The organism is Pseudarthrobacter sulfonivorans (genome assembly GCF_001484605.1).
Classification (GTDB): Bacteria; Actinomycetota; Actinomycetes; order Actinomycetales; family Micrococcaceae; genus Arthrobacter; species Arthrobacter sulfonivorans_A.
Map to the genome: position 1 here is coordinate 3,748,124 of NZ_CP013747.1, position 13,599 is coordinate 3,761,722.

At 62.4% G+C, this 13,599-nt stretch carries 15 protein-coding genes; 1 reads left to right on the top strand and 14 read right to left on the bottom strand.

All coding sequences use genetic code 11. The features are described 5' to 3' along the window. The 6 genes from AU252_RS17020 to AU252_RS17045 all read right to left on the bottom strand — a co-directional run bounded on the left by AU252_RS17020 (position 1) and on the right by AU252_RS17045 (position 5,243). Positions 1-1,035, bottom strand: coding sequence for a signal peptidase I (locus AU252_RS17020; protein ID WP_058931730.1), 1,035 nt, complete (start codon positions 1,033-1,035; stop codon positions 1-3). Between the two features lie 6 nt (positions 1,036-1,041). Further along, positions 1,042-1,611, bottom strand: coding sequence for a SipW-dependent-type signal peptide-containing protein (locus AU252_RS17025; protein WP_157769011.1), 570 nt, complete (start codon positions 1,609-1,611; stop codon positions 1,042-1,044). Positions 1,612-1,645: 34 nt separating this feature from the next. Beyond that, positions 1,646-2,266 (bottom strand): signal peptidase I, encoded by a 621-nt coding sequence (locus AU252_RS17030; protein WP_058931732.1) that lies wholly within the window; start codon positions 2,264-2,266, stop codon positions 1,646-1,648. Further along, positions 2,263-2,817, bottom strand: coding sequence for a hypothetical protein (locus AU252_RS17035; RefSeq protein WP_058931733.1), 555 nt, complete (start codon positions 2,815-2,817; stop codon positions 2,263-2,265). The genes AU252_RS17030 and AU252_RS17035 overlap by 4 nt, the downstream gene beginning before the upstream one ends. A 24-nt stretch (positions 2,818-2,841) precedes the next feature. Beyond that, positions 2,842-3,387 (bottom strand): alternate-type signal peptide domain-containing protein, encoded by a 546-nt coding sequence (locus tag AU252_RS17040; protein WP_058931734.1) that lies wholly within the window; start codon positions 3,385-3,387, stop codon positions 2,842-2,844. A 188-nt stretch (positions 3,388-3,575) separates the two neighbouring features. Beyond that, the gene (locus tag AU252_RS17045) at positions 3,576-5,243 is read right to left on the bottom strand and encodes a sensor histidine kinase (RefSeq protein ID WP_058931735.1); all 1,668 of its coding nucleotides are present in this window, start codon (positions 5,241-5,243) and stop codon (positions 3,576-3,578) included. Positions 5,244-5,496: 253 nt separating this feature from the next. On the opposite strand from AU252_RS17045, the gene AU252_RS17050 reads away from it, so the two are divergent. Continuing rightward, positions 5,497-6,300: a response regulator transcription factor gene (locus tag AU252_RS17050; protein ID WP_058931736.1), complete on the top strand. Its 804-nt coding sequence runs from the start codon at positions 5,497-5,499 to the stop codon at positions 6,298-6,300. Here AU252_RS17050 and AU252_RS17055 read toward each other — a convergent pair. From AU252_RS17055 to AU252_RS17090, 8 genes are all read right to left on the bottom strand, one after another. Next, a complete protein-coding gene (locus AU252_RS17055) occupies positions 6,294-6,770 on the bottom strand; it encodes an Hpt domain-containing protein (RefSeq protein ID WP_240484214.1) in 477 nt (158 codons plus the stop codon). The genes AU252_RS17050 and AU252_RS17055 overlap by 7 nt on opposite strands. A gap of 92 nt (positions 6,771-6,862) precedes the next feature. Then, positions 6,863-7,747 (bottom strand): type II secretion system F family protein, encoded by an 885-nt coding sequence (locus tag AU252_RS17060; RefSeq protein WP_058931737.1) that lies wholly within the window; start codon positions 7,745-7,747, stop codon positions 6,863-6,865. A gap of 7 nt (positions 7,748-7,754) precedes the next feature. Beyond that, positions 7,755-8,687 carry a type II secretion system F family protein gene (locus tag AU252_RS17065; protein WP_058931738.1) on the bottom strand — a complete coding sequence of 311 codons (933 nt, stop codon included), beginning with the start codon at positions 8,685-8,687 and terminating at the stop codon, positions 7,755-7,757. Positions 8,688-8,693: 6 nt separating this feature from the next. After that, positions 8,694-10,247: a CpaF family protein gene (locus AU252_RS17070; protein ID WP_058931739.1), complete on the bottom strand. Its 1,554-nt coding sequence runs from the start codon at positions 10,245-10,247 to the stop codon at positions 8,694-8,696. Further along, positions 10,248-11,444, bottom strand: a complete 1,197-nt coding sequence (locus AU252_RS17075; RefSeq protein WP_058931740.1) for an AAA family ATPase — start codon at positions 11,442-11,444, stop codon at positions 10,248-10,250. It abuts the gene before it with no gap. Beyond that, on the bottom strand, positions 11,441-12,211 hold the full coding sequence (gene cpaB / locus AU252_RS17080) for a Flp pilus assembly protein CpaB (protein WP_058931741.1): 771 nt from the start codon (positions 12,209-12,211) through the stop codon (positions 11,441-11,443). The genes AU252_RS17075 and cpaB overlap by 4 nt, the downstream gene beginning before the upstream one ends. 27 nt (positions 12,212-12,238) lie before the next feature. Beyond that, positions 12,239-13,204: a pilus assembly protein TadG-related protein gene (locus AU252_RS17085; RefSeq protein ID WP_058931742.1), complete on the bottom strand. Its 966-nt coding sequence runs from the start codon at positions 13,202-13,204 to the stop codon at positions 12,239-12,241. Continuing rightward, complete coding sequence (locus AU252_RS17090) at positions 13,192-13,581, bottom strand: TadE/TadG family type IV pilus assembly protein (RefSeq protein ID WP_058931743.1); 390 nt, start codon at positions 13,579-13,581, stop codon at positions 13,192-13,194. The genes AU252_RS17085 and AU252_RS17090 overlap by 13 nt, the downstream gene beginning before the upstream one ends. Positions 13,582-13,599 lie beyond the last annotated feature (18 nt).

Sequence of the window (13,599 nt, forward strand, 5' to 3'; positions counted from 1 at the left end):
TTACGCGATACAGCGGAGGCTGCCGGGAAGCAGGTCGCTGATGAGCGGGATCGCCAGGACGGGCGGTGTGTACCGGACACTTTTCAGCGCTGGAGCTGATGCCCAGGATCCGAATGATGACGAGGCCCTGAACCCTACGTCGGTCGTTTGGGTGTAGGTGAAGACGGAATCATCGGCATCAATCAGCACACCGACGGGAGTCCCTGGCTGCCAGGCCGCCGAGGCCCACAGTTTGGCGGGGACCAGAGTGCGCAATTCGTAGAGATTCGCGAAATCGCCTGCGTGCGTCAGTGTCAGGGTGACATCGTTGCTGCCGGAGTTCTGGCAGGTGAGAGTGGGCGCGGTGAGTGTCGCGGAAGTGAAGGACGCGGTCGCTTGCGCCGCGTCGAGGAACGCAGCCTGACTTGGCGTTGCTGTGTGTAGGGCTCCTCCGGTGAGGACGCCGAGACCTACCAAGGCCATAGCAGTGAACCGCGTGGCGCGGCGGCCGTGACGCTCGGCAGGATCTCCGCGCGATGGCCGGTCCGCGTCCTGATGTGGCTCTGGCTGGGAGCTGCGTCGGGCAGGAGCACCAAACGCCAGATAGAGCAGGTAGGCGGTGAAGAGGCCACCGGCAAAAACCGCCGCGGAACTGCTGAGCCAAGCCACCGCATAGCCGATCAGCGGAGCGTGGGCCACCACGCGGTCGGCTACGCGGAGCACGTAAGGCTCGGCGTCGGGGATTGAATTCGCATCGCCTTTCAGGCTGACGGTAGCCGTGTCTCCAGAAATCTCTGCCGAGACAACACGGTGGGTGATACGGACACCCGCGGCGTTTTCGACGCTGATGACATCACCGATCCGGATGGTGTTGGCGTCCACGGGAACACTGATGCCCAGCGCACCCGTGGGGATGGCGGGCGCCATGGAGCCCGAGCGGAAGAGCAGCGGTTTGGCGCCGGTCAGGACAGCTGCAAGGGCCACAAGCAGGCAGAGCGCGCCAAGTATGGCCCCCAGTGTCAGCAGGTTGTTCTGGAAGCGTGAGAGTCTGCGCATCGCCAGTTAGCTCCCCATGCTGGCGTTGAACGTAAAGGTGGCTATGGTGCTTGTGCCCTGCAGGTTGCTGGCGGCAGTTGACGGCAATGACACGACGAGGCAGACATCCTCGGTTCCTCCGGCGGCGAGGCTCCTCGGATCTGGAATCAAGGATCCAAGGAGGGCCAGGTCTGAAGTACCGATCCGCGTGCCCGTGCATGAACCCGTCGTCGCCGTGTTGCTGGCAGAACCGCCCGAATAGACGCCGACCAGCAGCGAAGCGCCAAGATTACCGCCTTGGCCGGGGAGCCCCGGGACCGCTGATCCGGTCAGGGTGTAAGCAAGGGGGGCTGAACCGGAGTTGCTGACCTGGACCATGGCAGCCTTGCTCACACCTGGATACATGGCTGCCATGGTGAGCGTGGTGATATCAGTTGTGTCTGCCAACGTTCCGCCCGGAAGCGCCTTGAGTTTCACGTCGAGCGTACCGGCGCTAAACGTTGCCGTTGCCGTTGATTCATCGGTCCATGCCGAGAGTGTTCCGACCGCTCCAAGGCCCAGGACCATGCCAGCAGACAGGAGCGCCCGAAGGCGCACGCTTCTTTCGGAGCGGCCTTTTGAGGCGGGTGCACTACGCCGCCCCACTTGAGACTCCTTCGTCGGCGTTGACTGTAGCTGGCCCAGGAGCTGCCTTTTGCTTGGAACGGCGTGTTTCGACCACTGCCGCGCTGCACATAAAGACTGCGTATCCCAACAGCAGGGCCGCCGTGATGCCCACCGCCCAGATGCGCTGCTCGCCAGTCAGCCAGCTGTTCACATAGCCAACCAACGGAATGCTGTACCAGACCACGCCGCGGATCTGGGCGGCATTGACGGGCCTTTCATCCGGACCAGGATTGGCGTCACCCTGCGTGGTGAAGAGAGTTTCTCCGCCCAGCGTTTGCGACAGGGAAATAATCCGGTGCGTGACTACCTCGGGTTCACCCGAACGAATCTGATAGGTGATCGCGTCGCCGACCTTCAGCTTTCCGGCCTCAAGTGGCTTGCTGACCACCAGGCTACCGGGGGGCATTTCTGGCCGCATGGAGCCCGTGAGAACTGTGTAGGGGGTAGCCCCAGTGACCCGGGGAAGGCCGATCATCGCGATGAGCAGCGCGGCAATGCTCAGCAGGAGCATCCACGACGCTGTCTGCAGGATCCACCACGCGGGGCCCGTTGACTGGGCCGATTGGGACCGCTTCATCGTGTTCATGGCTTCTGTTCCCCCCGGAAAGTAAACGTTACCGCCGTCGAACCGGATGCTGCGGCGGTGGGCGCATCAGCGTCAAGTCCTATCTCAAAGCAAAGAGTTTCAAACGCCGACGGCGTCAGGTCCCTGCCGCTGAATGTCGCCGAAGCGTCCAGCGCCGTTTGGAAGGGAAGGCCAGGGTCCTGGTTCTGCGGCCCGGCGCAGGCCGCATCGTCAGTGACAGTCAACCGAAGGGAGGCGGCCAGCGCCTCGTCAGCCGAACCGGCAGCAGCGGCGGTGACTGCAGAGAGACCATAGACCATTTCAGTACTTCCCCCGTTGCTAATACTGAGCGGAGCCCGAACCGACTGACCCGGGACGAGGTTGCTGGCGGTGAGTGCCGTAAACGCGTACGTTTCTTCCTGACCGCCTACCAGCAGTACAAGACTGCCGGAGCTCACTGACCCTGCGTCGACTGCAGCCTGGTCGTGCCAGAGAGCGCCGGTGGTGCTGGTCGAGACCAGCATGACGAGCACCACCATTCCTGCAAGAACGAACCACAGCCTCGTCGTCATTGTGTTCTCCGCTGAAGGGAATTGCTAGGCTTGCTCGAGTTTCAACGCGAGAGCGGTGAGGTCGATGTCTGCATTCTGGCCTACCAATCCGCTGACGTTCTCGAACACCACGGTGATGGTTACAGTGACGGTGTAGGTTGCCGCAGCGGTGAAGGTAATGACCCCTGTTGTCCCGTTGACTGTCAGCCCTGAGACGCTGCCGGCATTGGAGGACACTGTTACATCGAGATACGGTGCCGCCGTCTCTGCTGCATCCTCGAAGTCGGTCTTTTCAATCTTGAACTCGCCCTCAAGGTTGTCACCCTCGGCTGTGATGGTTGCCGTGGTGGTGTAGGTGATGGTGTCGCCGGGAACGATGTCGAAGTTCGCGATGTTGGCTATGGCCCCCGTTGATCCGACGGTCGCGTCGTACCATGTGCCGGTGCCGAGGCCCAGCGTCAGTACGCCTGTTGAAATTGAGGCCGGATCAACCGAATCGGTGTCCTCCCAGAGTGCGAAGGTTCCCGCCCCGCCCAGCAGAAGGATGCCGGCGGCGCCGGCGGCAATTGCGCCTTTGATTGCTTTGTTCATGATGAAGTCCCCCTGAGACCGGGTCTTGGATCTGGCGGGCTGAGTCCCGCCGTGAGCCCATTCTTTCCAGCAGTCCGCAAGGGCTCCCTAGCTTTACATCAACTCCTTCCAAGGATTTCTCAAGATTTGCTCAAGACTAGAAGGGCGGTGGAGGGCCATCACCCACTCCCTGGTTCCGCGGGCAGCAGTCACATCGTTGTGGAAGAGGGGGTGGGCAGGGTCATGGTAAACGTGCTGCCGCCGCCCAGTGCGCTTGCGCAGGCGATGGCCCCACCGTGGCGTTCCAGGATGGTCTTGGTGATCGACAGGCCCAGCCCGGCGCCGGGGATGGCAGCGTCCCGGGCCGACTCGGCACGGAAGAACCGGCTGAAAACCTTGGCCGCATCCTCCGGTGCCATGCCCATCCCGGTGTCCCGAACCACCAGCTTGACCCAGTCCTCGGTACCGGCCGCGCTGATGGTCACAGTGCCGCCGTCGGGGGAGTACTTGATGGCGTTCGACACGAGGTTGTCCAGTGCCTGGCCGATCCGCAGCGGGTCGGCGTAGGCCCAGAGCGGGGAGGGAACGTTGGCCACCAGGGCTACGGCTGACCGTTCCGCGTGTGCCTGGGCTGAGCCGATGCTGGTCTCCACCAGGCCGGAAATGTCGGTCCGTTTCGGGTGGACGTTCAGGGCGGCGGAGGCTTCCAGCGTCAGGTCCGAGACCAAGGCAAGCAGCCGTTCGGAGTTGCGCTGCACCACGTCCAAGCGCTGGACCGTGAGGGCGGAGAGCCCGTCGCTGTCCTCAAGCACAAGGTCAATGTTGCCCAGGATGGAATTGAGCGGGGACCTGAACTCGTGGGAGACGTTCGAGACAAGCTCTTCGTTCGCAGCCATGGCCTCAACCAGGCCTGTGACGTCGTTGAAGACCACGACGGCTCCGGTGAGGTGGCCGTCGTCGTTCTTCAAAGGCCTCGCAGCGGTGGAAACCGCGCGCTGCTGCGGGCCGTCGCCGATCCAGACGAGGTAGTCCGCGAAGGATTCGCCCTCGATGGCGCGCCGCAGGGGACGCTTCTCCGGCGGCAGCGGGGTCACTTTGTCCTGGGCAAAGATCAGATGCTGTTTTTCATCGGCGACGGCTACCCCCGCCGGGATGGCTGTCTGCTGGAACCCCCGCTGCCGGTTGTTCGTCAGCAGCTGTTTACCGTCCGAATCGACGGCAACAATGCCGACGTCGGTGGCGTCCAGGATGGTCGTCAGCAGTTTCTCGCGCTCCCGGCTCGCGGCGAGCAACTCCCGGAGTTCCTCTCCCATGGCCTGAAGCTGCCTCTGCTGGACCCGCATATTGACGCTGGCGAACCGGATTGCGAGCGAGACGCCGAGCATCATGAGCGGGAAAAGGATCAGTGAAGTGATATCCGCTGCCGTGAGGTTGGGGAATTTTGCGGCCGTTGTGGGGAGCATTATTAGGAGCGGCCCCAGAGCGCTCAGTACGAGGCTAGTGCGGACCATGATCCCGGAAGCGGCCAGCCAGATGACAGGAAATACGACCAGAATTGCTAGGCCCGGCAGAAGGGGCGCGGCTCCGTTGCGCAGCAGCGCGATTGCCAGCAGGTCAAGAATCGGAATTACCAAGTAGGAGCTATGGTGCAGGCGCTCCCACGGAGTAAGGAAACAGGCCACGAAAAGAATGAGATGAAGGGCGACTGCAGCCAAGTAGAGCGGACTGACCAGCAGGGATGGCCAGGTGAACGGTGTCATCACGCCGAGGACGGCGACAATTAGCGACAGCGGAAGCTGGCACAGTGCCACCTGGGTGCGGGGGCCAAGTTTTTTGAAATAGAGCGCCACCGCCCGGGGTGACGGACGTACGGGCATAGGATCTCCACCTTTTCTGACGGCCCCAATTCCGTCTCCAATGAATTTATGCGCCCGAATTCCTGAAGGGCGGCACAGTCAACCATCTGAATCCTAATGCGTATGCGTTGTCATCGTAATTGACTTTCCAAAACTAAACGCGGGAAGGCGTGTCATCCGACGTTCATACTTGTACCGTATAGAGAGTTGGAGTGGTTGAGGGGATTGGCGCTGGGCTGATGGGGGCCTCTTCCACCTGGCATCGGGGATAGACATGGAAGATCTTGGGGTAGCAGTAGTAATCGAGGACGACGCCGATGTGCGGAACCTCCTTGAGGGGATCCTCCGTCAGGCCGGTTTTGAGGTCCATACCGCCGTCGATGGGAGGGAAGGCGTTGAAGCGGTGCGGCACAACAAGGCCCAGGTGGTCACGCTGGACATCGGCCTTCCGGATATTGACGGTTTTGAGGTCCTGCGGCGGATCAGGAATTTCAGCGATGCCTACGTGGTGATGCTGACCGGCCGGACCGAGGAGCCGGATCTGCTCTCGGCCCTGAACGCCGGGGCGGACGACTACATTGCAAAGCCCTTTCGGCCGCGTGAACTCCGGGCCAGGGTGGCGGCAATGATGCGCAGGCCGCGCCATGAGGTCACCAGTCCACCCGAGGCGGCTGCATGGGCTTCACCTCCGGCCGCGCCGGCAACCTTCACCCACGCGGGAGTTCTCCAGCACAACGGGCTCATTCTGAACTATCGGACCCGCACGGTGGTGATTGGTGAGGTCAACCTCGGGCTCACGCGCAGCGAGTTCGACCTCCTGCATACTTTGCTCCGCGGCGAGGGGGCGGTGTGTACGCGGTCCGATCTGGTGCTAGCGGTCCGCGGTGACCTTTATGAGCCGGATGCCTATATCAGTGAGGCCGACGAACGGGCTGTAGAGGTCCACGTCGGGAACCTTCGGCGCAAGCTGCGGGAGGATCCGCTGTCACCGCGCTGGCTTCAGACGGTGCGCGGAGTGGGCTACCGGCTCGCACCAACAAGGACCGACCTGCAGGGCTGGCCGGGGGCTGGTCACTGAAGGGTTAGTCGTTTTTTCAGGATGTAGTTTGCCTGGAGTTCTGACACTGTACGCACTCCGTGCTCGGCGAGGGTTGCCAGCAGTGCCTGGCCTTGGACGAAGTCGCTGCGGCGGATGGCATCCTCCAGTGCTTGAGCCAGGACTGACAAACGGATCCCGCCCACCATGGTTGAAGCGATTCGCAGGCTGATGACGGCGTCCAAGGCAATGGGGCGGTCCTCGGTGTGGACCGCTGCCGCCAGCCGGCTGAAGCGCTGGTCCCACAAAGACGCGTAGTCGCGGGCGAATCCAAGGGCAAGTTCGGGGCCGTCCAGTTCTGCTTCCAGCTCCGCCAGGATGTCCGGTTCGACCCAGCGCATGGCGTCATTGCCCGCCTGGTGCACGCCAGCGCCCACGCCCGCAGCAGCCCCTGCAGCTGACGCTTCGGCAGGGACACCCCCGCTGCTGGAGGTGAGTGGTGGACTATCCATGCTTCAAGGCTACTTCCTGTAGTTACTTCGCAGTCCGTTTTCGGTCTATCCTGTGGAAACCTTGAGTGATCCTTGACTTTGGGTATCCGCCGTCATTGGCCGCTGAACGTGATCACCGTGTTGATAACCGCTGGCCCCAGAATGGCAATGAAGAGCACGGGAAAAATAAAGAACAGCAGGGGAAAAAGGATCATCACAGGGAGTTTCATGGCCTTTTCCTCGGCACGCTGGCGGCGTTTTACCCGCATGACCTTCGCTTGGATCCGCAGCACCCGGCTGATGGCAATGCCGTAGGTGTCAGCCTGGACCACCGCCTGGACAAAGCTCCGCAGTTCCGGGATGCTGGTCCGCTCGGCCAGTGCCTGGTACGACTCACGCCGGCTGCGGCCCACCTGCATGTCCTGCAGGGTGCGGACCAGTTCGTCGGCCAGTGGCCCTTTGCCGTTTTCGCCGGCCCGGGCCATGGCCCCTTCGAAGCCGAGGCCGGCCTCCACCGAGATCAGCATCTGGTCCAGGGTGTTGGCCAGTTCCAGCTGCATGGCCTTCTGGCGTTCCATGCCTTTGCTGTAGAGCATCAGGTCCGGGATGAAATAGCCGAGGACGAGCAGGAACAGACCCGCAAGCTTCATGATGGGCGTGGTACCGACGGCGCTGAGGTAGAGGCCGAGGGACGCGCCGGCTATGCCGAGGGCGATCTTGGCGCCGAGGACCTTTTCCAGTGGCATCGACAGCGGCCTGCCGGCAAGTGACAACAAGCGATCAAGCTTGCGGACATAGGCCGGGGGAGTCAGGCGGTAACCGATCCCGGCCACGAAGCCAGTCGGTTTTTTGTCCACCGTCTCAGGAGCTCGGTGGCCCCGGGTAAGGATGGCTACGGTGGCAGTCCGAGCCTTCCGGTCAACGGAAAGGATGGACCAGGTCAGGTAGCCGATGGGTACGGAAACCAGCAAGAGCGAGGAAATGATCAGCGGACTCATCAGAACTTCAGAACTTCAGATCAATGATTTTGCGCATCCACAGGCTGCCGATCGTCATAAGCACAACGGACGCGCCGATCATGCCCCAGCCTAACGGATGGGTGAACATCGAGTTCATGTAGCCGGGGTTGACGGTCATCAGCATCAGCACAATGCCAAAAGGCATGGCTATGAGAATGTAAGCGGAGAATTTTCCTTCTGCGGCGAGGGACTTGATGTGTCCTTTGATTTCGCTGCGCTCGCGGATGGTTTCGTTGACCTGGTCTAGTACTTCGGCCAGATTTCCTCCCACCTCGCGGTTGATCTGGATGGCCTGGGCAATCCAGACGAAGTCCTCGTTCCGCATGCGTTCCGACGTGTCCGTCAGCGAGGCCAGCAGATCGCGGCCAAGACTGGTCTCGGTGACGACGCGGCGCATTTCTTCGGACGTTGGACTTTGTGACTCGGTCGCGGCGGCGTCGATGGCACGCAGTATGCTGTGTCCTGCGCGAAGCCCGCCGGAAAGCAGTTGCAAGGTGTCACCAAGCTGGGCGTCAAACTTTGCCCGCCGTTTCCCGGCAAGGAACCCAAGCACAAGGTGCCCTGCGAACGGCGCCAAAACAACCAGCAGGACGGAGATCACGGGTAGGCCGATCACCATTCCCACGAGTGCTCCCACAGTTGCGCCAGCAATGACCAACACCATGTATTCGGTTTGGCTAAAGCGGACGCCGGCGTTCTCCAGCGCCTCACGGTTGTAGAGCCGGACGTTCCTGGTTCCGAGGAACCGGTCCAGGGCGCCTACCGTTGCGTCAGCCAGCCGGGTAAGGTTCGACGGCGGATCCGTCTGAAAGGGCCGGCGCCGGTCGAGCGCGATCTCGGGGGTACGCGGCAGCACCAGCGCCACGCCCACCATGATGGGGGCGAGGAAAAGGAGAGCCGCTCCAATGATGATCAACATGCCGTCCTACGCCTTTCCGCTGCCGGCTGGGTGCGCACCAGCAGGACCCGGACCGGCCGGAGTGGCGAACACGGACGGCGAGACGTGAATTCCGAGGTCCTCGAAACGGTCGATGAAGCGCGGCCGGATGCCGGTTGCCACCGGCTTGCCCAGGAAGCGCCCATGCTGGTCAACGCCCGCGGAGTAGTCGAAGACGAAAGCGTCCTGAAGGGTCACGATGTCCCCTTCCATGCCCTGGACCTCAGTCACGTGCGTGATGCGGCGCGAGCCGTCGCGCAAGCGCGAAATCTGGACGATAAGGTTCACAGCCGAAGCGATCTGCTCGCGGATGGCGCGCAGCGGCAGGTCCATGCCGGCCATGAGGACAAGGGTCTCCAAGCGCGCGATGGCGTCGCGGGGCGAGTTGGAGTGCACGGTGGAGAGCGAGCCGTCGTGGCCAGTGTTCATGGCCTGCAGCATGTCCAGCGATTCGCCGCCACGGACCTCACCCACCACGATGCGGTCAGGGCGCATACGCAAGGAGTTCCGGAGGAGCTCGCGGATGGTCACTTCACCTTTCCCCTCCGTGTTGGGCGGGCGGCTTTCCAGTCGGACCACATGGTCCTGCTGGATCTGGAGTTCCACCGCGTCCTCGATGGTCACGATCCGTTCGTTTGCCGGCAGGAAAGAGGACAGCACATTCAGCAGCGTGGTCTTGCCGGTGCCCGTTCCGCCGGAGACGATGATGTTGAGCTTGGCTTTGACGCACGCGTTCAGCAGTTCTGCCATCTCAGGAGTGAGGGTGCCGAAGTCGATGAGGTTACGGACCGTGAGGGGTACCTTGCTGAACTTACGGATGGTCAACGATGAGCCGCCAACGGCCAAGGGAGGGATCACTGCGTTAACACGGGAACCATCTTCCAGGCGGGCATCCACCAGGGGAGAGGACTCATCAATGCGGCGGCCCACCTTGGAAACGATCCGCTCGATAACTTTGCGGAGGTGCTCCTCCGAGCTGAACCGGGAATCCGCCAAGGTCAGATGCCCTTTTCGTTCCACGTAGATCTGGTCCATGCGGTTGACCATGATTTCGGTAACCGCCGGATCGTCCAGCAGCCGCTGAAGCGGGCCGAAGCCGAGAACATCATCGGCCACGTCTTGGACCAACCGTGTGCGCTCTTCAGCGGAGAGCGGGACCTGCTCTGCGTCGATGATCCGCGTGAGCTCTTCGCGGGCAGACGACTTCAGTTCATGTTCCGTGATGGCGGAGTCGTTGAATCGGGCACCCATATGTTCAAACAAGGCCTTCGCTGCCCGTTCTTTAAGGGCTGCGAAAACATCGACTGGCTTCTGGAGTTTCGGCTTCGTCTCTTCTAGATGTGTCTGCGGGGGGGCGACAACGACGGCAGGCGGTGCCGGCGTCGTCCGTTTTTGCGGGGTTTGTTCCAACCACTGCACGCGCTGGGGCTGAACCTCCGGCCGCGGGACATCGAGCGTAGGGGCTGAGGCCTTCGTAGAAGCAGGCTGGGCAGTTGGCTGGGACTTCGCCTGGGCGGCGCTGATGCGCTCTGACAGTTTCATCTAGACCACGACCCTTCGGTGCAGTTTGCGCTGGGATTTTGCCCGCCAGGCAGGATTAAAGCGTTCCACGAGTTGGTTGAGTCCTTTAATTGCAGGGTCTTTCACCGGCTCTTGGAGCACTGGGATCCCGCGGTTTGTGGACAGCGCTACGGCGCGGGAGCGTGGGATGCTCACATCAATGGGAGCCCCGATAGTCGATTCGAGGTCCTGGACGGTGAGGCCGTTCTTGGAGTCAGCCATGTTGAGCACCACGTGGCGGGTCTCGGGAACGATATCTAGCTGGCGCAGGATATCCAGGCCGGAACGAAGGCCGCGCACGCTGGGGATGTCCATGCCGCTAACCCAGACCACATCGGTGCACTTTTCCATGGCTGCCAGCCCAATCTCGGGCAGCCCCGGCGCGGTATCCACCACCACGTACTGGAACTGCTCTGACAGCTGTTCGATCAGCCGGGTGATCTGGTCGGGGGTGATCTCGTCCGCATCGACGGGGGTAGGGGGAGCGCAAAGGGCGTAGATGCTGCCCGGATGCACCGTGAGGAAGGCCTTAAGGACCAGGGAATCCTGGCTTGCGGCCGTAGATACGGCGTCCGTCACTGTGTGTTCGGGGTCCAAGTCGAGCCCTGAGGAGACGTCCCCGAACTGGAGGTCGAGGTCCACAATGACCACGCTCATGGGGGCGATCTTCCCCAGCCCAATGGCGATGTTGGTGGCGATGGTGGTTTTGCCCACGCCGCCCTTGGGGGAGAAGACGCCGATCACCAGGCCCTTGTTGCTTTCAGCCGCCTGCTGGGGCGCGAGTGTGCGGTGACGGCTGGCGAAGGACTGGCTGGCGCGCTCCAAAAGGACCCGCAGCTGGGCGGCATCCGAACCGGGGGAGGCGATGTCCTTGATGCCTGCCCGCATGGCATGCAGCAGGAAGTCGGGCTCGGGTTCCGCGGCCACAATCACGCCGAGCTCTGGGAAGCTGACGTTTAAGACGGTAGCAAAACGCAGTGCCTCGTCCAGAGGTACTTCCGGTCCCAAAATCAGGACCTCTGGCTGCTCCTGGTCCAAGCTGGCGAACAGTTGGTGCGGGTCCGCGGGCAGCAGGCTCGTGAAGAACGTCTGCACGCCGCCTTGGAGGCCACCGGCAACGGCCTCGCGGAGGCGGGCATCGAAGTCGACGTCAGGGGTGATGAGGACAAAGCGGCTCATTTGTAGACGTCCGGCCGGATCATGATGCGCGGTCCGCTGTCCTGCGCATCGAGGGGTTCCCTGCTGAGCCAGATGGAAGCGTACTCTGCGGCGAAGACGATCTTGCCTGCATTGATGTCGTTCACTGCAACGGTGACCATCAGGGATCCGGTGGGGAGGTTCACGTCACGAGGGTCCGGCGCAGGCGCGTCGGTTGCTGATGGCGCTGGCTTTGCGGCCGCGCCTTCCGGCGCTCGCTGGACCGCGGTCACAAGTGCCTTGTGGATGGAAAGCTGGACGGTTTCCTTGTCGGATTTCGCTTCGATACCGCCACTGGGCATCGAGATGAAGATGCCAACATGGTCGCCGGGCGTAACGCGGCCGCCGACGACGCGCTGCGGCTCCAGCTGGAAGGAGATTTCCTGCAGGCCTGCCGGCACCGGCACAGAGCCGGACGATTTCAGTTCCTCGGGGGAGACCAGGCGTTCGGCCAGCAGTTGCTCGCCGGGGACCAGATCTGCGGAGGTGACCTTGCCGCCCGAGCCGTCCAGGGTGTTGAGGGCGGTTTTTGCGACGGCGGTTCCTGGCAGTTGCTGCAGCGCTACGGCTGCCTTCAAGGTCTCTGCCGATGAGCCTGCCGGCACGGCTTTTGTCACAACAAGGACGCCGACCGGATCGAGGCCGCTGACAGCCCTCTGGTCAGCGCCCTGGGCGTAGGAGACGACAATGACCGCCCCGACGATGGCCAGCAGGACTGCCACCACTCCTGCCAACAAACGTGACTTCACTGAGTGCTCCTAGAGTTTCGGTTCTTGCTAGGGGGTGAGACGGACAATCGTCGTCCCGGGGGCGTCGCCGAGTTCGAAAGCCTCGGAAAGGGAGACGAACCTCACGAAGTAGCCTCTGATGGTTTTGTTGGCCACCTTGGCCCCGTTGGTCCAGCTGATATCCGCAAAGTGGTAGCCGGTGACGTGAAAGGCTGCGAAGCCCTTGACGTAGTATTTGCCGGCGGAACCTTCGCCCGTGGCAAGGTCGTACAGAGGCAGGAGAACCGTCTGATCATTCATCTGACTGAAGTCGGCAGCCGTGCACACCGTCGGCGCGCTGGCGCCTGTGTCGCTGGGGAACCAGATCCCTGTATTGTCCGCAAGGCCTGCGGTTACCGTCACTGCACACGTCGTTCCGGTGTTACCTATCCACCCGAATCCGCCCGGTATTCCACCGCAATCATTTACGGCCTGTTCCAGCACCTGTACGGAGCCGGATGGGGAACCAGCCGTCAAGTCCATCCTGCAGTAGGCAATCGCCAGCGGCAGGATGGCCGGTCCCTTGGAAGGCGTACCCCACTGGGCCGACGAGCTGGCCGTGACTTCCGCAGTGTTCATCCCAAGGACCCGGGCGAAGAACAGCGACACTTCATTGGGGGAGTGGCCAGCCTCCTGCGCGCCAACGGTGACAGTCACGGTGCGGTTGGTTTTGTGGAGCACCGTGGATTTGATGTGGCTGAGCCCGTCGGTGGCATTTCCGTTGTTGAGGTCCGCTGCCAAGGACGAGCTGGTGGAGCAGTCCGGATCGTTTAGGTCCCGGCTGCACTTTTGTGCGATGGCCAAGGCTGCGGCGTCGGCTCCATTTCGGAGCTGGGTCCGTTCTGCGTACAGCATGCCCACGTCGACCGCGATGGCACCGAACGCCAGCAGCGCCACCAGCATCAGGGCGACAATCACGCTCACGGCGCCGCGTTCGCCGTCGTTCCTTGGCTTCGATGGAGTCAGCCGCCGCATAGCATGGCCCCCTTGCCCGTCATCGCGAACGGACCGGCGATACCTGTCATCGTGGACAGGCTGTAAGTGATCGTGATGGTGATCTGCGGGCTTGAGCCAGCGGCGGACGTCACCGGACACGCCGTGCCGAAGCTGATATCTGTGTCCTGCAGCGCCGGACGAAGAGCTGCGGCAGTGTTTTTGGCTGCGGTTTTGGCGTCTGATGATTTGCCCGTTACGGCCATGACGCGGACCCCCTCGCGGGCAGCTGCCGACAGTGAGGCCTGCGCGTTGTACGCGCGGCTGAACTCCATGATGCCCAGGAGCAGCATGACGAGGAGGGGCGCCACGATCGCGAACTCGACCGCGACGGCTCCACGCTCGGATGCCCTGGACATGGTGCTGCCTTTCGGTCA

Bases quoted from the DNA above. Each gene is read 5' to 3' on its own strand.
- AU252_RS17070 (WP_058931739.1), bottom strand. From the start codon at position 10,247: ATGAAACTGTCAGAGCGCATCAGCGCCGCCCAGGCGAAGTCCCAGCCA.
- AU252_RS17055 (WP_240484214.1), bottom strand. From the start codon at position 6,770: ATGGATAGTCCACCACTCACCTCCAGCAGCGGGGGTGTCCCTGCCGAA.
- AU252_RS17065 (WP_058931738.1), bottom strand. From the start codon at position 8,687: ATGTTGATCATCATTGGAGCGGCTCTCCTTTTCCTCGCCCCCATCATG.
- AU252_RS17075 (WP_058931740.1), bottom strand. From the start codon at position 11,444: ATGAGCCGCTTTGTCCTCATCACCCCTGACGTCGACTTCGATGCCCGC.
- AU252_RS17035 (WP_058931733.1), bottom strand. From the start codon at position 2,817: ATGACGACGAGGCTGTGGTTCGTTCTTGCAGGAATGGTGGTGCTCGTC.
- AU252_RS17040 (WP_058931734.1), bottom strand. From the start codon at position 3,387: ATGAACAAAGCAATCAAAGGCGCAATTGCCGCCGGCGCCGCCGGCATC.
- AU252_RS17050 (WP_058931736.1), top strand. From the start codon at position 5,497: ATGGAAGATCTTGGGGTAGCAGTAGTAATCGAGGACGACGCCGATGTG.
- AU252_RS17060 (WP_058931737.1), bottom strand. From the start codon at position 7,747: ATGAGTCCGCTGATCATTTCCTCGCTCTTGCTGGTTTCCGTACCCATC.
- AU252_RS17090 (WP_058931743.1), bottom strand. From the start codon at position 13,581: ATGTCCAGGGCATCCGAGCGTGGAGCCGTCGCGGTCGAGTTCGCGATC.
- AU252_RS17045 (WP_058931735.1), bottom strand. From the start codon at position 5,243: ATGCCCGTACGTCCGTCACCCCGGGCGGTGGCGCTCTATTTCAAAAAA.
- AU252_RS17085 (WP_058931742.1), bottom strand. From the start codon at position 13,204: ATGCGGCGGCTGACTCCATCGAAGCCAAGGAACGACGGCGAACGCGGC.
- AU252_RS17030 (WP_058931732.1), bottom strand. From the start codon at position 2,266: ATGAACACGATGAAGCGGTCCCAATCGGCCCAGTCAACGGGCCCCGCG.
- AU252_RS17020 (WP_058931730.1), bottom strand. From the start codon at position 1,035: ATGCGCAGACTCTCACGCTTCCAGAACAACCTGCTGACACTGGGGGCC.